At 67.5% G+C, this 18,040-nt stretch carries 19 protein-coding genes and 1 pseudogene; 8 read left to right on the top strand and 12 right to left on the bottom strand.

Annotated elements, in window-relative coordinates; genetic code table 11:
* Positions 1–80: 80 nt before the first annotated feature.
* From F8566_RS50630 to F8566_RS45610, 3 genes are all read left to right on the top strand, one after another.
* Positions 81–245: a hypothetical protein gene (locus F8566_RS50630; RefSeq protein ID WP_192810229.1), complete on the top strand. Its 165-nt coding sequence runs from the start codon at positions 81–83 to the stop codon at positions 243–245.
* Positions 242–592, top strand: coding sequence for a YqeB family protein (locus F8566_RS45615; RefSeq protein WP_449693837.1), 351 nt, complete (start codon positions 242–244; stop codon positions 590–592). The genes F8566_RS50630 and F8566_RS45615 overlap by 4 nt, the downstream gene beginning before the upstream one ends.
* A gap of 103 nt (positions 593–695) precedes the next feature.
* A complete protein-coding gene (locus tag F8566_RS45610) occupies positions 696–1,556 on the top strand; it encodes a hypothetical protein (RefSeq protein ID WP_151569974.1) in 861 nt (286 codons plus the stop codon).
* Between the two features lie 700 nt (positions 1,557–2,256).
* Here F8566_RS45610 and F8566_RS45605 read toward each other — a convergent pair.
* The gene (locus F8566_RS45605) at positions 2,257–2,454 is read right to left on the bottom strand and encodes a hypothetical protein (protein ID WP_151569972.1); all 198 of its coding nucleotides are present in this window, start codon (positions 2,452–2,454) and stop codon (positions 2,257–2,259) included.
* Positions 2,455–2,667: 213 nt separating this feature from the next.
* Entirely contained in the window at positions 2,668–3,528 is an 861-nt protein-coding gene (locus F8566_RS45600; protein ID WP_151569970.1) for an alpha/beta fold hydrolase, read from the bottom strand.
* A 437-nt stretch (positions 3,529–3,965) separates the two neighbouring features.
* Here F8566_RS45600 and F8566_RS45595 point away from each other — a divergent pair, with 437 nt between their 5' ends.
* A complete protein-coding gene (locus F8566_RS45595; RefSeq protein WP_151569968.1) occupies positions 3,966–4,868 on the top strand; it encodes a LysR family transcriptional regulator in 903 nt (300 codons plus the stop codon).
* A 29-nt stretch (positions 4,869–4,897) separates the two neighbouring features.
* Here the strand turns inward: F8566_RS45595 and F8566_RS45590 are convergent, their stop codons facing one another.
* The 6 genes and pseudogenes from F8566_RS45590 to F8566_RS45570 form a co-directional block, all read right to left on the bottom strand.
* Positions 4,898–5,938, bottom strand: a complete 1,041-nt coding sequence (locus F8566_RS45590; RefSeq protein WP_404800406.1) for a molybdopterin cofactor-binding domain-containing protein — start codon at positions 5,936–5,938, stop codon at positions 4,898–4,900.
* A gap of 68 nt (positions 5,939–6,006) precedes the next feature.
* Positions 6,007–6,171 (bottom strand): annotated as a pseudogene (locus F8566_RS53205) (hypothetical protein); the annotation flags it as partial.
* A gap of 131 nt (positions 6,172–6,302) precedes the next feature.
* Positions 6,303–6,986, bottom strand: coding sequence for an alpha/beta fold hydrolase (locus F8566_RS45585; RefSeq protein WP_151569965.1), 684 nt, complete (start codon positions 6,984–6,986; stop codon positions 6,303–6,305).
* Positions 6,987–7,312: 326 nt separating this feature from the next.
* Entirely contained in the window at positions 7,313–7,522 is a 210-nt protein-coding gene (locus F8566_RS53200; protein WP_151570156.1) for a TetR/AcrR family transcriptional regulator C-terminal ligand-binding domain-containing protein, read from the bottom strand.
* 493 nt (positions 7,523–8,015) lie between these two features.
* A complete protein-coding gene (locus tag F8566_RS45575; protein WP_225994125.1) occupies positions 8,016–9,287 on the bottom strand; it encodes an MFS transporter in 1,272 nt (423 codons plus the stop codon).
* Positions 9,284–10,657 (bottom strand): MBL fold metallo-hydrolase, encoded by a 1,374-nt coding sequence (locus F8566_RS45570; RefSeq protein WP_151569963.1) that lies wholly within the window; start codon positions 10,655–10,657, stop codon positions 9,284–9,286. The genes F8566_RS45575 and F8566_RS45570 overlap by 4 nt, the downstream gene beginning before the upstream one ends.
* A gap of 11 nt (positions 10,658–10,668) precedes the next feature.
* Between F8566_RS45570 and F8566_RS45565 the strand changes: the two genes are divergently transcribed.
* The 3 genes from F8566_RS45565 (at position 10,669) to F8566_RS45555 (ending at position 13,006) form a co-directional block, all read left to right on the top strand.
* Positions 10,669–10,992: a hypothetical protein gene (locus tag F8566_RS45565; RefSeq protein WP_151569961.1), complete on the top strand. Its 324-nt coding sequence runs from the start codon at positions 10,669–10,671 to the stop codon at positions 10,990–10,992.
* 68 nt (positions 10,993–11,060) lie between these two features.
* Complete coding sequence (locus tag F8566_RS45560) at positions 11,061–11,828, top strand: ArsR/SmtB family transcription factor (RefSeq protein ID WP_225994124.1); 768 nt, start codon at positions 11,061–11,063, stop codon at positions 11,826–11,828.
* Complete coding sequence (locus tag F8566_RS45555; protein WP_225994123.1) at positions 11,825–13,006, top strand: cysteine desulfurase family protein; 1,182 nt, start codon at positions 11,825–11,827, stop codon at positions 13,004–13,006. The genes F8566_RS45560 and F8566_RS45555 overlap by 4 nt, the downstream gene beginning before the upstream one ends.
* 438 nt (positions 13,007–13,444) lie before the next feature.
* Here F8566_RS45555 and F8566_RS45550 read toward each other — a convergent pair whose 3' ends face one another.
* Positions 13,445–13,924, bottom strand: a complete 480-nt coding sequence (locus F8566_RS45550) for a DUF6069 family protein (RefSeq protein ID WP_225994122.1) — start codon at positions 13,922–13,924, stop codon at positions 13,445–13,447.
* 85 nt (positions 13,925–14,009) lie between these two features.
* Here F8566_RS45550 and F8566_RS45545 point away from each other — a divergent pair, with 85 nt between their 5' ends.
* A complete protein-coding gene (locus F8566_RS45545) occupies positions 14,010–14,480 on the top strand; it encodes a MarR family winged helix-turn-helix transcriptional regulator (protein ID WP_151569955.1) in 471 nt (156 codons plus the stop codon).
* Between the two features lie 1,420 nt (positions 14,481–15,900).
* Here the strand turns inward: F8566_RS45545 and F8566_RS45540 are convergent.
* From F8566_RS45540 to F8566_RS45530, 3 genes are read right to left on the bottom strand one after another with little or no spacing between them, the layout of a single operon-like run.
* The gene (locus tag F8566_RS45540) at positions 15,901–16,479 is read right to left on the bottom strand and encodes a DinB family protein (RefSeq protein ID WP_151569953.1); all 579 of its coding nucleotides are present in this window, start codon (positions 16,477–16,479) and stop codon (positions 15,901–15,903) included.
* 44 nt (positions 16,480–16,523) lie between these two features.
* Positions 16,524–17,318 carry an MFS transporter gene (locus F8566_RS45535; protein WP_151569951.1) on the bottom strand — a complete coding sequence of 265 codons (795 nt, stop codon included), beginning with the start codon at positions 17,316–17,318 and terminating at the stop codon, positions 16,524–16,526.
* Between the two features lie 33 nt (positions 17,319–17,351).
* Positions 17,352–17,987 (bottom strand): DUF6461 domain-containing protein, encoded by a 636-nt coding sequence (locus tag F8566_RS45530; RefSeq protein ID WP_151569949.1) that lies wholly within the window; start codon positions 17,985–17,987, stop codon positions 17,352–17,354.
* Between the last annotated feature and the right edge of the window lie 53 nt (positions 17,988–18,040).

Here is an 18,040-nt window from a genome sequence, read left to right as displayed (position 1 = left end):
TTTCTGAACAAGACCTTGGTCGCCGTGGAGTCGACCATCGGCTGACACGCGGCCCTGCGGGCTGCGACAGACTCGCGGGCATGAGCTCCCGCCGACGTTCGACCTCCTCCACGGCCGATGCCACCGTGGTCGCCGAACCCTTCCTGATCATCATGCTGGTGTGCATCGCAGGCGGGACGGCCCTCGGCGGACTCACCGAACTGGCCTGGGAATGGGCGACGACCCAGACCTGGGGCCGTGAATAGGACCGACCAAGCTCCTGTTCGTGCTCCCCAGCCCTTGGCCTACCGTCCTCGCCGCCGTTGTGGGCGCACTGGCCGGGTTCCTGCTGGGAACCATCGCGTCGCATGAATCCCTGTCGGTGACCGTCTCGGCCGAGTACGTGGTCCTGACCGGCAAGGGCGAGCAACGGAAGTTCGCGTGCAACGAGATTGGCCGGGCGTTCATGGAGGACAAGCAGCTCATCCTGCTGGACCGGAACGGCCAGAACCTCACACGCCAGGACTGCGGGCTCAAACCACGACGGCTGTCCAGTGCCTTCCTCCGGCACGGCTGCCCGTGGTCGGAAGGCTCACCCGACCGCACCGCCTGACGCAACGACCTCGACGGGGGCCAGAAGCATGGGAACGAGAGATGCCACCCGATCCACCGGCCGCCAACGGGCATGCACAGACCGGGATGGTCGTCGGCATCGGATGACCCCGGTGCTGGCGCTGTTTCTCATGGTCCCCCTGCTGGGCGAGGTGGTGGGAGCGGCGCTGCGCCTGAGCTACTTCGCGGAGCCCCTCCGGGTGGTCTCGATTCTGTGCTTCTACGGTGCCGGTGTCGTCCTGATCCGCGAGATCGCGCAACGCCTACGGCTCAACGGGTGGGGGATCGTCATGCTCGGCCTCGCCTATGCGCTGATCGAGGAGGGCCTCGCCCTACAGACGATCTTCAACCCGCAAGGACCGGGTGGTGATGTGATGTACGGCCGCGCCGCCGGGGTGAACTGGTTCTGGGGCGTGCTCGTGTGCGGATATCACGTCGTCTGGAGCGTGCTCATCCCCATCGGCGTGGTGCACATCCTCTTCCCCCGGCAGAGCCGATCCCCATGGCTGTCGCGCCGGATGTTGCCGGTCTTCGGCGGTGTGTTCGCCGCGGGAACGGCGCTCTTCACACTGATCTCCTTCCTGCGGTCGGACTACCGCCTGCCCGTGGTCGCGATCGGTGCGGTGCTCGCGCTCGTGGGGCTGCTGACCGGGGCCGCGTTGCGCTGCCGGGTCCGGGACACGCCGCGTGTGCCGGGGCGGCTTCCGGGAACGGCACGCGCCGCGTGGACTGGCCTGGGCTTCGGGCTGATCTGGTTCGCCTTCCACCTGATGGCCTTCATCTGCACCGCCATGTCGTTCGTGTGGTGGGTGCTCGCGGCCGTGCTGGTCGCCGTCGCCGCCGCAGCGACCGTGGCCCGCTGGACGCCCAGGGTGACTCCTTCGATGTCATCGCCGCCGAGACCGGCATCCCAAAACCTCCCTGCACCGCTACCTGGCCGCCACCGACTCTGGGAACGGCCGTGACGACCGGGCCGAGGGTCGCCGTGCGTGTCCTGCTGGCGGTGCAGAGCGGGTACTGGGCGGTGATGTTGGCGTTGGCGGCCGTCAATGACCTGCACGCAAGAGCGCTTCTGTTCACCGGCGCGGTGGCGGTCGTCTCGCTGGCAGGCGTGCTCAGGCCGGGCCTGGCAGCAGTTCGGCTCCTTACCCTGGCGCTGGAGGTCGTGGTCACTGGCCTCGGCGCTCGCCCTCCTGACGCTCTTCTTGCTTTACCTTCGCCCCGAAGATGGGCCAGTGTCGACCACGCTAACCCTGGGCTCACTCGGAGGGTGCAGGGGGCCCGCCGCAGTGACCGGCTGGTGCCTGCGCCCGGCTCCCCAGACAACATTGCATGAGACCAAGTGAGCAGGTCGACCTCCCTCCATAGACCGTCTGCATGTGCCTATGGGCGTGCCCCGGGAGTTCTCCGGCGATCAACCTCTCCGGGCGGCAGGACAGGCCCGCCTGGGCGCGCGCTCCAGGATCGGACCGCTCATGGGGTGGATGGGCCGACCTCGAGAACGCGTGCCTGTTGCACCCCGATTGCCCGAGCCCGGCAATCTGGGCCGCTCACCAACGATCAGCGTGCACAGGACTACGGACATCCGTTCAGACGACTTCGGAATCGACATCCGATTGGATGGACGGGCCTGTCGATGACGCCTGAATACTCCTTCGTCTGTCCTCAGGAGGTGGCTGGAATCGCCATGTCCCGCACCACCGTCGCGTCGGCGGCCTGTCCGGCGGCCGCCGCTGCCAGTACCGACTGCATTGGCATCGGCAGATCCGCGACGTGCGCGAGATCACCGGCGGCGTAGACGCCGGGCACGCTGGTGTGCCCGCACTGGTCCACCGCGACGCACCTGCTCGCGCGCAACTCCAGTCCGAGCTGCGCCCCGAAGGGCGCTGCCGCTCGGCACTCGCTCGACGACGGTCACCGCAAGGTCGCGGACCTCCACGTCGCCGCCGCGAGTTCGGCGCGCACAATCGACCTGAACTCGCCGGGGCGGCAGCCGTCGTTGGTGGCGAAGCTGTGCATGGCATCGACCCTGACCAGAGGCCGAGCACATCATTGAGGATGCCTCAGCAGGCTGGCTCAACTGTGTTCGGTGAGTTCCACGATTGCCGCGATAGCCAAGCCCCACACTTCGGGTGGGGGTTGCTGGTGCCCGACGCCGGGGAGCGGCAGGAACCGCGCACCGGCGATCTCTGCGGCGAGGGCTTCACCATGCTCGATGGGGAACATCGGATCGGTGGTGCCATGGAGGACCAGGGTGGGGGCGGTGATCTGGTCGAGCCGGGCATCGGTTAGGGGATCTTCGCCGAGGATGAAGTGGTTGGTCATCGAGGCAGCCATGTTTCGGGTTCGATCAACTTCCTGGGTTGCGAGCCGCCGGACGCGCGGCTCGTCGAACCCGAGACTTCCCGCGTACGGCCGTTCGGCGTCGACCCGGTAGGCGATGACTGCGTCCCGGTCGGTCCAGTCGGGTTCAGGGTCGGGGTTCGTGAACGTCGCCGAGATCTGAGGAGCCGGCCCCGGCAAGCTGCGTCCAAGCTGCGTAGGGACCCATGGACTAGTGGAGCCCAGGCACAAGGTGCGCACCCGCTTGGGATGCTCGAGGGCGAGGTACTGGGCGATGCCGCCGCCCATCGACAGCCCCACCACGTGGGCGGTGGCAACGCCTAGGCCGTCAAGGAGCCTAAGTGGGTCGGTGGCCAGATCCTCCCCGGTGTAGGACGGCCGGCCGGCCGGTGAGCTCGTCGACCGTCCGGTGTCCCTGTGGTCATAGCGAACGACATGGCGTCCAGCCTCGGCGAGCCGAGCACAAAAGTCCTCCTCCCACCAGATCATCGACTGTGCTCCGCCGGCTATCAACAACACGGTGGCATCGGCTGGGTCGCCGAACGTCTCGAAGCACAGGTCTATCCCGTCGGTGGTCACGGTCTGCTCGGTCATGGTGCGTTCCATTCCGTCGTGGCGGGTCGGATCCGGTCGGTGCGGTGAGCGGTGATGAGCCATGCGTGTGAGTCGAAGACGACCCCGGTGCTGGTGTGGTGAGTCTGGAGCGTGTCCCGCAGCCGTTGTCGAGCGACGGCGGCATCAATGGAGCTCATGCTCGTGAGGGCTTCCCGGACGCTGTGGAACGTGAGCACCTTTCCGACTGCGGCGGCACCTTCACGTCCGTAGAAGACAGGCTCCCGGATCCGCACGAAGGTGGTGTGGTGAAAGCCAGCGCTGTCGAGGACGTCCAAACGCGGAACCACCAGATGCCCAATAGGAACGTCACCACGGCGAACAACCGGAGAGCTGGAGTGCGGGTCACACCGGCACCGTAGATTTAGGCATTGAGAAAAGTGAAACGCCTGTTCGGCTGCGATCTACACTCCTAGAGTGTGAACGCCGACTTGCGACAGTTACGGTACTTCATCGCCGTCGCCGAGGAACTGAACTTCACCCGAGCGGCGGCCCGTCTGCACATGACCCAGCAGCCGTTGAGCGCCGCGATCCAGCGGTTGGAGTCCGAGCTCGGCGTCGACTTGTTCCATCGAACGACGCGTCGCGTCGAGTTGACCGATGCCGGGAACGCACTGGTCGAGCCTGCACGCACTGCCCTCCAGGCCGTCGACGACGCCCTCGCCGCCGCCCGTGCGGCCGGGAGCGGAATCGCCGGCGAGCTGCAGTTCGGCCTGTCCACAGGTGCCCGGTATGGGCTCGAGCCACTGTTCGCGGCCCTCGACCAGCGATACCCGGCCGTGCACCTGCACACCCGGCACGACTCAGCCGTGCCCCTGCTCGCCGCCCTGCAAGTCGGACGCCTCGATGTCGCCGTGACCTTCGCTGCACACATTCCCGCCGACCTGGAACATCTGCGGCTCAAGAACGAACCAGCCGTGCTCGCGGTAGCCGCAAACCACCCCGTCGCAGGCCGCCACAGCGTCAGGCTCAGCGAACTGCGAGACGAGACGTTCGCACTCGACATCCCTGGTGACAACCCGGATTACGACAAGGCTGTCATCGAAAGCTGCCGGCAAAACGGGTTCGAACCCCGAACCCGCGTCAGCTCGCGCTTTCACGACTCATGGGAAGGTGCCGTCCACTCAGAGGGCTGCGTCGGGCTCACGGTGCGCACCGCACTCCATTCCACCCACCGCGACCTACGACTACTCACTATCGAGGACGCGCCCACGTTCCCGATCGAGCTCGTCTGGCGCAACCCAACCGGGACGCTCCGACCCGCAGTTACCGCACTCGTGAACACCGCCCGCCACGTATGCAACGAACAATCCTGGACGTGAGCAGGCCAAACGTCTGTCAGGAATCCGTGTCAACGGCGTTTCTCTTCTTCCAGCACGCCCATCCAGAACTTCGCGCTCTTCCCGCCACCGGCGGGGACCCACAGGTCCAGCACGTCCTTGTGGCCGGCCAGGTCAACCCCGATCGCAGCGTGGATTCCGACACTCCCTCGGTTGGAGCTAGAGCATGCTCTCGATGGCGATGGGTGGCTCGCGGATGCGGCGGCCGGAAGCGTGAAAGACGGCGTTGGCGATCGCGGGGCGACGCCGACCTGAACGATTTCGCCGAGCCCCTTGACGCCGATCGGGTCCGCGTAGCCATCGCGACCTTCGAGGAAGATCGGGTTCAGATTACGTACGTCGGCGCTGACGGGGACGAGGTAGCCGGCGAGGTTGGCATTGGTGGTCCGGCCGTCGCGGTGGTCGTTGTGGTGCGTTCGAGCAGGGCCTTGCCGCGTCGGTCGACGCCTACCTCTGCGAAGACCGCGCCGTAGGCATACGCCGACCGGGTTGCCCTCGGTCGGCGGCGCGAACAGGCCGGTGGCCTCCAGTCGAGCGCGGCCAATGCGGGCGAGAAGTGCACGGTGGCTGTCGTTGCGGCTCGGGTCGCTCTCGAGGCGGAGCTTGCCGCGGCTTGCCACCACGTCGGCGCCGTGGAGCGGTAAGCGGGGGTCTTCCACCGCGAGTTCGATGGCTGACCGCCGCACGTGGCGTGCGCCGTCGAGGACAGCCGATCCGACGCTGGCCATGGTCATTGAGGCGCCGTGTGGCGGACTCGCCGGCATGTCGGAGTCGCCGGGTTGAAAGGTGACGTTGTCGGTGCAGAGGCCGAGCTCGTCTGCGGCGACCTGGGTCATGGAGGTGTAGGTTCCTGTTCCCATGTCGCTGGTGGCGGCTTGGACCAGTGCGGTCCCGTCGATGCGGACGCGTACCAAGGCACGGGCGGTCTCGCTGGCGGTGTTGCAGACCGCGGCCGCCATGCCGGTGCCGACGAGCCAGTCGCCGTCCCGGGTGGATCCGGGTTCGGGTTGCGGTTGGTCCAGCCGAACTCGCGCCCGCCGACTGTGTAGCACTCCTGGAGGCGGCGGGTGGAGAACCGCAGCCCGGTGGACGGATCCTCGTCTGGTTCGTTGCGTCGTCGCAGTTCGATCGGATCGATGCCAAGCGTGTGGGCCAGCTCGTCCATCGCGGTCTCGAGGATGTGAGCCGCGCTGGCGTATCCGGGGCCGCCGGACTCGCCGACGAGAACATGGGAACACTCGCTCTCGCGGTTCCCACCCCAGCCAGGAACGTCGTGACAGGCGATACCCCATCCGCGTGGTTGGTGTCGTCAGCGGACATGCGAGTCCCCCTTCTTGGTATAGGGCGGCCTTCCGCTCCATGGGTGTCCACGATCAGCTGCGGGGCGCGGGCCAGTCCTTCGCCGGCGGGCCGCAGTCATGACGTGAATGAGTGGAGCATCGCTGCGAGTTCGGTGGGGCGGCTGAGGGCGGGGGCGTGGCCGCTTGTGATCTCGTCGGGGGTGATTCCAAGTCGGTCGTGTGCCAGTTGGCGCTGGAAGGCTGCGGGGAACAGGCGGTCCTCGGTGCAGACGATGTATCGAGTCGGTGTGGTCGGATGGGCGTCGAGGGGCCAGGGCTCGTAGTAGGCAGTATCAGAGGGCGGGCTGGGTTCGTTACTCGACACCTGGTCGGCCAGATGCTTGGGAACGTCGTGGAAGTAGCCCACATATGGGTCTGAATTGCCGGTGAGGCCACCATCTTTGGTCGCCTGGATTCGGACCGCCTCCGACCAACCGGTGTTGTCCCACCAGTCGGCCGGGGATTCGCCCGACTGGGGGACCATGGCGGTGACATAGATCAGTCCGGCGGTGGGAAGGCGTTCAGCAACCAAGGGCGCGGTGAACCCCCCGAACGAATGTGCAACAACGAAAAGTTCCTCCACGGTATCGACGGTGTCCACGACGGCGTCGGCATAGTCGGACAAGGTGTCCATATCGTCGCCGGTCCACAATGTGGGGGCGACGGTGGTGTGTCCGAGGGATCGGAGTTCGGCTTCTACGAGGTGCCAGTACCAGCCTCCGCCGACGCCGGCGCCGTGAATGAGCGCAAATGTACTCATACCGGCACCGTAGGTGGGACGTACAGGGAAGATAAACACCTGTTCAGCCCGCGATCTACACTCCTGAGGTGTGAACAAGGGTCGCGCTCGTCGCGGTCCGAGGACCACGGGTACGAGCGCAATGGTGAACTCTGGCTGCATCCCACGCTCGACCTGGTCCTGGCCGCCGACGCTCCTTTACCTCAGCGATGCCGATCTCGACTCGTCGACGCCACCCGCGGGTTTCCCATCGCCCGGAGCGGATCACCTGCGGCCCCCGCCGGGGAGGGGGTGTCCTGTGCCACATGGGCGTTCCCCGGGGTAAGGAGCGTCGGCATCGCCATTGTCTACTCGGTTGACGTCAGGGCCTCGAACGCCAACCGGATAACGGTCGCTCGTGATCGGCGGGTGTGCAGGACCAGGCGGTGGTAGATGGGGCCATAGAGCATGTCCACCACGTCGTCGAGATCCACATCGGTGCGTACCCGGCCCCTCCTGAGCCTGCTCGAGGCGCGGCTGCACCTTCGTCTCCAGCAGCACCTGGGCGACCTCCGGATCGTTCTGCGCGGGGATCAGATTGCGGGTGAAGGGCGAGAACTCGTCGCCGGACAGGAAGTCCGCCACGTCGTTCACCTGGCTGGTCAGGTCGGCCACGACGTCTCCGGTCTCGGGAAACTCGGCCGAGCCCCGGCGTACTCGTTCAGCGCGTCCAGGATCACGGCCGCCTACGCGCTGGTTACCGCTGAACACCCGTGCACACCCATGGCGTTCATGTCCGCCAGCAGGCCGGAACCCGGTTTCTGCGGCAGCACTCAAACGGCGGAACCCGTGGTCTTAGGAAGCTCCATGACAGTGGCGGCTCCTCGTGATCCAGCCATGCATGAGAAGCGACGTCCGCGCGGAACTGCGATCCGCATAGGTCCGACAAGCCGGCTGGGCGATCAAGGACAAGGTGGCGGCGAGGACCCCGCAGGTCAATCCGCCTCCAGGATCTGGCCGAGCGATCCTTGACTTGAGCCCGATGATGCGCGAGTGGGCGAATTACTTCCGCTACGGGGTACTGCGCCTGGAGTGTGTTCGGGTGCGGGGGTGGGTTTCGTACATGCGCATCGCGGCGAGCAGGCCGCTGGCGGCGGTGAGGGCAGCCACTACCCAGATGGCGGTGGTGATGCCGTACAGGTCGGCGATGACTCCGGACAGGAGGGCGCCGACGGCGAAGCCGCCGTCGCGCCAGAGGCGGTAGACGCCGACGGAGCGGGCGCGCCAGGTGGGATGGGTGACGTCGCCGATGGCGGCCAGCAGGGTGGGATAGACCATGGCGGTGCCGGCGCCGAGCAGGCTGAGCGCGATGGCCCATATCCAGAAGGTGGTGCCCAGGGCGGTGAGAGCGAGGGCGGCGGCTTGCAGGAGCATGCCGGCGACGATGAAGGGTTTGCGGCCGTACCAGTCGGAGGCGGCGCCGGTGGCCAGTTGGCCGGCGCCCCAGGCGGCGGGCAGCAGCGAGGCCAGAACGCCGATTTGGCCGATGGTCAGGCCGTGGGCGGCGAACAGGATGGGGAACAGGCCCCAGGCCAGGCCGTCGTTGGCGTTGTTGACCAGTCCGGCTTGGCTGACTGAGGACAGGGCGGGCTCGGTGAAGCTGGTGCGGGTGAAGATCTGCCTGCTGGTCAGGGTGGGTCCGGTGGGTTGTGCGGTGGTGGTGGCTTCGTGGTGGGCGTGGCCACGGGTCTCGCGGACGACCATGAGGGACAGGCCCAGGCCGAGGGCGGCGTAGGCGGCGCCGACCAGGAACGGTGCGGGCCGCAGGCCGTGTCCGGCGGCCAGGTAGCCGGTGGCCATGGCAGTGGCGGCGACGGCGAGGTATCCGGCGGCTTCGTTGAGGCCCATGGCCAGGCCGCGCCGCTGCGGCCCGGCCAGATCGATCTTCATGATGACGGTGACCGACCAGGTCAGGCCCTGGTTGATCCCGAGCAGGACGTTGGCGGCCACGACCCAGCTCCATGAGGGCGCGAAGATGAGCATGAGCGGGACGGGCAGGCCGACGAGCCATCCGGCGACGAGGACGGGTTTGCGTCCGTACCGGTCGGACCAGGTTCCGGCGAAGTAGTTGGCGGCGGCCTTGGTGATGCCGAACGCCAGGATGTAGGTGAGGGAGGCGGTGTAGGCCGTCAGGTGAAAGGTCTGCTCGGCCAGCAGAGGCAGCACGGCGCGTTCCTGGCCTAGCATCCCGCCGACCAGCGCGTTGACCGCGACCAGCAGGGTGAACTGGGCCAGGTTGGCGCGGATGCCCAGCGCGGGTGCCTTGAGGGCGGCGGCGGTCACCGGCCCGCCTGCAAGCTGTGGCCGGTGGCCTTGGCCCAGTCGTCGGGTCCACCCGCCAGGACCGCCAGGCCGTGGTGTCCGGCGCGGGCGAGCAGGCTGGCGGCGGTGACGGCGCGTTCCCCGTGCCCGCACATCACCACATACGGGCGCCGCTCCAGCCCGGCGGCATGCTCGGGTATAGCGCCGAGCTCGACGTGCACGGCGGCAGGAACGTGCGCGGCGGTGTACTCGGCGTCTTGGCGCACGTCCACGACCGGACGGTCCCCCAGGTGGGCGGCGTCCACCAGCCCCAGGCTGGCCAGGGCGTGTCCGGCGGACTGCCAGGCGGTGATGCCGCCGGTCAGTTCCCCCGCCAGGTTCTGGTGCCCGATCGTGAGGGCCTGCCAGCTGAGGTCAGTGGCGTCCTGGTCGGGGTTGCGGACGATGACGACAGGGGTGTCGGGGTCGATGAGCCAGCCCAGCCAGGTGCCGAACTGCGGCCGCAGTGGATTGGAGATGGCGCCGGGGATGTGACCCGCGGTGAAGTCGGCCACCGGCCGCACGTCCACCACCACCGCGCCGTCGGCGAGCAGCGCACGTGCCTGGTCGACGTTCAGCGGCGCGAGCACGGGTGGACCGGTCACGATCGCCGGGCCTTGCCGGTTGACCTCGGTCAGCCGGTCGAAGTAGGCCGGGTAGCTGCCCAGGTTGCCCACCAGCCGGGCAGTGAAGGTGTCGGCGTCGGGCGCGTTCAGCAGCGGGTTGGCAGCTTTCTCGCGTCCGATGGTGGAGGTGCGGTCCGCGCCGGGCGGGGCCGAGCAGAACGACCCGGCGCCGTGCGTTGGCCACACCTCGACATGGTCAGGCAGCGCCGCGAGCCGTTGCAGCGAGGCGTACTGGGCACGGGCCAGCTCTTCGGTGCGCTCAGCGCCCAGCAGGTCGGTGCGCGCGGCGGCACCGACGATCAACGAACCGCCGGTGAACACCCCGACCGGCCGCGCGCCGTCCAACAGCAGGAACGCCAAATGCTCGTCGGTATGCCCGGGAGTGGCCAGAGCCCGCAACCTCAGCCCGCCGAGGTCGACCTCGTCCTCATCGGCCAGGCCGCGATGCTCGAACGCCCGCCGGCCCGCGGCCGAAGCCAGCACCTGCGCCCCCTCATCGGCGGCGAGTTGCCGCGCGCCGGACAGGAAGTCGGCATGCAGATGGGTGTCGGCCACAAACGCGATGCGCAGCCCGGCTCGTCCGGCCTGGACCCGTAGACGACGTGTATCGCACGGCGGGTCGACCACCAGCGCCCGCCCATCGCCCAGATCGACCAGGTAGGCGCTGTTGCCCAGCCCCTCGTCAACGATCGGGCTGGCCAGAGATCTGGTCTGCGGTGCATTCATCTGGTGGTCCTTTGGCGGTGCGAGGTGGTGGTGCTAGTCTCGGAATCTACAACATTCAAAAGAATATTGGAAAGGAGTGGATCGGGACGAATGTGCTGATGACCCTCAATGACGCACCAAATACGGGTGAGCGCTCCTTCAACGGAGTTCGGCTGGCGGCAGCCTTGGCCGCTCGCGGCGAGGCTCAGGCGGGCGTGTTGCGCTTCATGGGCGCGGTGCGGCGCACGGTCCTCGACCAGCCTGATGGGACCGGATCACCGGAGGTGGGTGAGGCAGTCGCCGAGCTGGATGCGGCCGAAGTCGCCGTTCCAGCCGACAGAGTCCTCAGCTTCTGACCACACAAGGCAACGTCCGACCACGCCACGGCGGCCTGGGCACCGACAAGCCGACACCGAAGGGGAACATGATGGCCATTTCCGAAACCAGCAGATCCGACACCATCGGCGCACCGGCGCTGAGTGATGAGCGTGAGCGAAAGACGGCCTTGTACGGGCAGTTCGCCCGGGTGGGCAAGGCGCTGGCCAATCCGGCCCGGCTGGAGCTGCTGGACCTGCTGGCCCAGGGGGAACGCAGCGTCGAGGAGCTGGGGCAGGCGGCGGGCATGAAGGTCGGCAACACCTCCGCGCAGCTCAAGGCGCTGGCCGCGGCCAGCCTGGTGGCCGCCCGCCGCGAGGGCGCCAAGGTGTTCTACCGGCTGGCCGACGACGGCGTCGCCGAGCTGGTCGACCAGGTCAAGCACTTCGCTGCCGCACGCCTGGCCGAAGCCGAACGCGCCGCCCGCGACTACCTGGGTGATGTGCAAGCACTCGAACCCGTCGCCCAAGGCGAGCTGGCCCGCCGCATCGACGACGGCGACGTCGTGGTGCTCGATGTGCGGCCGCAGGCCGAATACGCGGCTGGGCACATCCCCGGCGCCATCAACCTGCCGCACGACCAGCTCGCCGCGCGGCTGACCGAACTCACCGCACACGTCGCGGCCGGCACCGACATCGTCGCCTACTGCCGCGGCCGCTACTGCGTCTATGCCCCCGACGCCGTCCGGCTCCTGCGCGACCACGGCTACACGGCCCGCCCTCTGCAAGGCGGACTACCCGAATGGCGCCGCGCGGGCCTGCCCGTCCTGGCCGGACACAGCACCGTTGCCGGGCACGCCACTGAGGGGCCATCGTGACCACCGACGTCTCGGCCCTAGCCGTCCCAGCCCTGCCGCCCGGGTTGCGAGGGGCGCCGGTTTATCTGGACTACAACAGCACCACGCCGGTCGACCCGCGGGTGACCGAGGCGATGATGCCCTACCTGGCCGAGCATTTCGGCAACCCCTCCAGTGCCAATCACTACGCCGACAAGCCCCGCCGCGCCCTCGCCCACGCCCGCGGCCAAGTCGCCGCCCTGATCGGTGCCACTCCGGGCGAGGTGGTGTTCACCGGCAGCGGCTCCGAAGCCGACGCTCTGGCCATCTTCGGCGCCGTCCTGTCCCACCGCGACCCGGGCAGGATGCAGGTGATCACTCAGGCCACCGAGCATCCGGCCGTGCTGGGGGCCTGCCGGGCGTTGCAGCGCCGTCACGGCACCACCATCACCTACCTGCCACTGGACCCCTATGGCCGCGTGTCACCGGCCGACCTGGCCGCCGCGCTCACGCCACGGACCGCGCTGGTGTCGATCATGACCGCCAACAACGAGACCGGTGCGCTGCAGCCGATCGCCGAACTGTCCGCCATCACCCGCGAGCACGGCATACTGCTGCACACCGACGCCGCCCAAGCCCTCGGCAAAATCGACGTCGACGTGGCGCGGCTGGGCGTCGACCTGCTGACCGTCGTCGGCCACAAGATGTATGCCCCCAAGGGCGTCGGCGCCCTGTACGTACGCTCCGGCGTGCACCTTGAGGCGCTGGTGCCCGGCGGCGGGCAGGAACGCGGGCTGCGCGCCGGCACCGAGAACGTCGCCCTGGCCGTGGCTCTGGGCACCGCCGCCGAACTTGCCGCCCAGGACCTGGCCGACGGCCGGCCCGCCCGCATCTCGGTTCTACGCCAGGACCTGCACCAGCATCTGCAGGCGGCCCTGCCGGGCCGGGTCCACCTCAACGGCCCGCAACACCTGCGGCTGCCCAACACGCTGAATATCAGCATCGACGGCACACTCGGACACCACATCCTGGACGCGGCACCGCAGATTGCCGCCTCCACCGGGTCGGCGTGCCACAGCGGCAGCCACTCGCCCTCGCCGGTGTTGACCGCCATGGGACTGGACGCGCCCCGCGCGCTCTTCCGGACGTCCAACCACGCCGGCGCGGACCTCGGTCGTCGCGTCGCCGCATACGACATGGCGCAACTGCTGTTCGGCTGAACGAACATGCTCTGCGGAGCCGCGGCCCGGCGTCGATCGCCGGGCCGCGCCCCAAAGGCTGGCGTCGGGTGGCTCCGGTCCGCCCGCGGAAACAGCGAACCATCTCACGTCGCCACCAGCGATAGCCAGGACATCTGCCACCAACTGCGGTTGCCTGCATGGGTACGCCAGCACCAAGAAGCTTTCGGAAGACACACGGCGCCCAGTCTTCAACACCCGCGGCACTGAGGACTGCATCAGCCGACCAGCGTCAGCGACCGCGATGGAGCAGTTCGCGCGGTTGTGGCTGGCGTGGGCTGAACAAGAGCTACTGCGGGCAGCAACGGTCGCTTCCGGCTCACTCGGGCCAAGCAGGCGACACCACCGCCTCGTTTCGCACGTTTCTACTCTGCGCCTTGAACTCCCGGCGGCTGGCCCTCGGCCTTCACACCGACAGAGTCAGCGTCTAACCGCGCCAGCGTTGTCATGCCGTGTTGTTTCGTGCGGAAGGGCCAGCGCCAGTGCCGGGACGATGATGATCGCGACGACGACGTGGCTGATGGACAAGACAACTTTGGTCGCGGTGCTGGCGTCGCTGATGATGGGCAGCGCAAAAGACGCGATGAGGCCGATCATGGCCAGTGCCACGAAGTACGACCGCGGGCGCCTGGTCCATCGCCGGCATGCGATGGCCAGCACGGTACCGGCCACCCCTCCCTCCAGGAGGGCTGCCCAGGCCATGTTCATCACCGGCATGCGGGCGAACTCATCCTCGAACACCTCTGTCAACTCCATCGGCACACCGGCAGCTCGAGCGACCGCGTACACGATGACACTGGCCACCGCCGCGACCAGTGCGGAAACAAGGCCCACTTGCCAGAGCGGCCGTTCGTTCCATGGGCGTCTGGGTGTAGGCGCGGCGTCTCGACTGCTAGTCATGCGTCGTGTCCTCCCAGTAATGTTCCCAGCAGGATTAGGAAGCAAGCCACATAGTGAAGTGTGCTTCACTATATTGGAGTGACCCGTGCGAGTCGAGGACACCGAGATCGTGGACCGGCTGTTCGAGCTGGCCGTGGTGCTCAACGATCTGATGAGCCGCCGCCTGGCCGACAACGGCCTGACTCCTGCCAGAGGCGAGGTCATCTGGCTGCTCCACCGCCACGGCCGGCTTACTCAACGCGAACTCAGCGAAATACTCGACTGCACTCCGCGCAACGTGACCGGCCTCGTGGACGCGTTGGAAGAGGCTGGCTTCGTGGCCCGCACCAGGCATCCCATCGACCGGCGCGCGGTCCTCGTCTCGCTCACCACGCGCGGCCAGACGCTGGCCGCCGGGTGGGGCGCGGACCGCGACGACGGTATCGCCAGACTGTTCGCCGGCACCTCCAGCGCCGACCTCGCCACCTTCGCCACGGTCCTGGGTCGCGTACTCGCCGCACTGCGAACGACCATGTCTGAAGGTGCCCTTCAGAGTGGTGACCGCCGGAACGCGTAGCAGGTTGCCTCACTGGCCGCGGCGCCGCACGGGCGACACCGGTCCGGGCGGCTCACGCCGCATGATCCACCGGCGTTCCGTCGAACGCCGCCGCAGCCGCAAAGCTGGCAGAAGCCGGGGCGAACGGGATGAAGACGAGCAGGCACAGCAAGGCCGACAGGCAAGCTGCGCCTCGCTACCGGCCCGGCAGGCCCGTACATCGCTCCTAGCCAGGTAAGGCGCTGGAACCTGCCGAGACGCTGTCAACCTAGGTCGACATAATCCTATTACCGATCAGTCGACGATAGGTCGCTCCCAGTCTGGCGGCGCGTCAGCTCGATTCACACCAATGGTCAAAGCGCTTCCAGCAATGTGCCGTACCTGCTGCAACACTGCCTCCGCGGATGGCGCAGTCGCCAATGCTCCACACCCGCGGGCGGTCCCACACGCAGCCAGCACCCAAGGACTGACCCAGACACAACCGGAGGACCAAGTGACCGAGCAGCAGCGCATCCACGGCGCCCCCAGGCCTTCGAGGGCACGGGCGACCGCGCCACCGGGCAGGCCGCCGTCACGACGGACGAGATCATCTCACGACCCGCAACGCCCGCGTCAGGCTCAGCGGGAACACCGGCGTGCAGATCGGTGAAGGGAACGTGCAGGTCAACGTCTTCTAGAAGACCACCTGACGCGGCCTTGCAGAAGGACACCTCATTCACGGGGGCCTAGCGGCTGCCAGGCCCCCATCTTCGAGGTGCTGATGCTGCTCGGCGTCTCGTTCGCCGTGCACGCGGCGACCGCCGGCACCGCCCTGGCGCTGCGGAACAGGCGCAGTCCCTCCGACTCGTCTCGTCGGCCAGTAGGTAGACCAGCCGGGCGGCCGAGTCCGGGTCCGGGTCGCTGTTGTCGGCGTGGTTGCGAGGGATGGCGAGCGCTTTCGTCGGTACCGCCTCGTTCGGTCAGCAGTTCGGCTAGCTGGACGGCGGCGTGGGGTCGGTGTTGGCGGCGTGGCGGGGCAGGGGATGGCGTAGCGGTAGCGAAGCCGGTTAGCGGCGTTGATGCCGAGGCGGGTCAGGTCGTAGGGGTTGGTCAAGTGCGGGTTGCATTGCAGAAGCTGGCGGGTGGGCTGTAGGGGCGGCGTTGGGGCAGGGTGTGCTGCAGGAGGTCGTTCATCGCCCGCAGAGGGTGAGGCCCGAGCCCCGTTCAACCTGCGGGAACCGCTGCGGCGCGCGTGCCACACGACGCGCGCCGCGGCGCTCCCTGTCGCCCGGCAACCTTGATCAGCCAGGAACGAGCCTCGCGGATCGCCAAGTGAGGCGCCCCAAGGCGAGGGCCATATCCGTTGGATTTCAGCGATTGCTGCCGGGCGGTCGGTTGCGTATCACGTTGCCGATCGGCCGGAGCAGCCGCACCCAGCCGATCGCATGAGGGAGCCTGCTGTTCAGCGGACCCTGCCGTCCCATTGCCACTGGCCGTGTCCGAGCTGGACGATCCCGGGCAAAGCGACGCGGCCAGTGCACCACAGCAGCGTTTGCCCCGCCGTATGCCCGGTCGGCGCATCAGGAAACAGCCGTTGGAGTATCGGCGCACACAGCTCGTCGGGCGGACTCCACTCAAAGCCCAAGGTCCGAGTGAGGTCGTGACTGTGAACCAGGATCTCGACGCCGGCCATGGCAGCGAACCCGGACGGATCCGAGGTACCCCATGGGTGGTAAGCCCTGATATCTGGTTGCGACGCGCGTACCGCCAAGGACACAAAGGTCGCGGCGACCTCGACCGCCTCGATACAGGCGTGGATGGACGCGTGGCGGTCTGTGCCTGAGATCAGGCCCGTCGGCCGATCGGGGGGCTGGGCCAGAAGAGAACCCGCGTAACCGACCGCGCCGAGCACTACATGGCTGAGCATTGTGCGGCAGGTCCACTCGGTGTCTCCCGCTCGCCTGGACCATGCCCCTTTCAGGAGCACAGGCAGAGTCTCGGCAGTTGCGGCAGTCGGCAGGTCTGCCCACGGAATCGTCATGCTCAAGGTCCTTGGTGAGGTGGAGGGCCAACGACGGACGTACATCAGCTGTGCAGACTGGTGTGCGCCTCCGCTCCGGGCTTCTTGGTGCGCTCCCGCATCATGTTCAGCGCGATCGCCATCACAAGACAGATGATCGCGAAGACGGCGACCGCTCCGAACGCCGCCTGGACTCCTTCGTTGAGGCCTGTGCGAGCGTCGGCCGCTGCCGGATCGGTGTACGCAACCGATACGGTCGTGCAGACCGCGATCCCGAATGCGGCGCCGATCTGGAAGACGGAATTGTTGATCCCGGAAGCCAGGCCCGACTCGTTGGGCGCGACATCCGACAAGGCTGCGATGGCGGATGCCACCACCGTGGTTCCGATGCCCGCGCCGAAGACGACGAGCCCTGGCAGTAGATCCGTCCAGTACGCGCCGTCCACCGGGACCCGGGAAAGGAGGAGGGTTCCTACACTCAGCAGAACAGCGCCGAGCACTGCCACCTTCTTGTAGCCGAACCTGGTGGTGAGAAGTCCTGCGAGGTTGGAACCGACGATGGACATCGCCGAGTAGATCGCGGTGCTCAGGCCGAACACGACAGCGCTGTAGCCGAGGACCTCCTGCGCATAGATGGACATGATGAGCGCACCTCCGTAGGTGCTCATCGCCACCAGGAGCGTCATCAGGTTCCCGCCGACCAAGGCGCGTACGCGGAAGACCCGCAGCGGAATCAGCGGCGCCTTGGCCCTGCTTTCGACGACGGCGAAGAGGCCGAACAACACGATCGCGCCGGTCAGCAGGCTCACCGTACGTACCGACCCCCATCCGGCTACCGGACCATGATCCGCGACACGGATACCTCTCTGCTCACCGCCGCTTGACTGGGGCGCTCAAGAATCCTTGGTTGCGCTCCAGGGCACGAGCCCGGCGGTGAAGGTCGCCCTGCCGAGGAGTTCCGGCGTGAGGTGAACCCCCGTCAACCGCGCAGCCAGGGCGAATGCGGCCTCAGTTGTCAAGGAGTCGACGAGTTCTTCCTCGTCCGCTCGTAGATCGAAGCCCACCTCCGCCATCAGTTCCACGAGCTCGTCAGGGGTGGAACCGTCTCTGTCGGTCGGGAAGAGCGGTTCGAAGAACGTCCGGAGGGTCCCGTCCTCGTACCAAAGAAACTGGTCATGTGCGTTGACGTTGCAGAAGTGGGCGACCAGGCGGGTGCCGCTCGACAGCGGCGCCACCAGATGAGGAAGGGTGCCCAGGTAGCCGTTGATTTCCAGGCCGAGGACCCACTCGCCCTGATCACCAGGGACCGTGGTGGTCCCGATCAGGTACTCGTTGCCGGAGTGTTGATCCCAGACATCCCTGGTTCGCTGCTCCAACTCGGTGTACCCGGAGAGGTTTCCTAGAGGCTTGGCCCGCATCCCCCGCAGGAACTCCTGCACGGTCACCCCTCGAACCAGGACCGCGCAGTATGCCTCGGCCAGGTCGGAGTAGTCATTGATCCACTGATAATCGGTCGCGGTGATCGCCATCGGACCACCATGCCAGGAATACGACGCTCAGACACGATCGCCCGTGCTGGTGA

Origin of the sequence: Actinomadura rudentiformis (genome assembly GCF_008923185.1) — a bacterium.
In the GTDB taxonomy this organism is placed as follows: domain Bacteria; phylum Actinomycetota; class Actinomycetes; order Streptosporangiales; family Streptosporangiaceae; genus Spirillospora; species Spirillospora rudentiformis.
The sequence above is the reverse complement of the archived record's forward strand: the minus strand, read 5'-3'. Positions and strand labels throughout refer to the sequence as shown.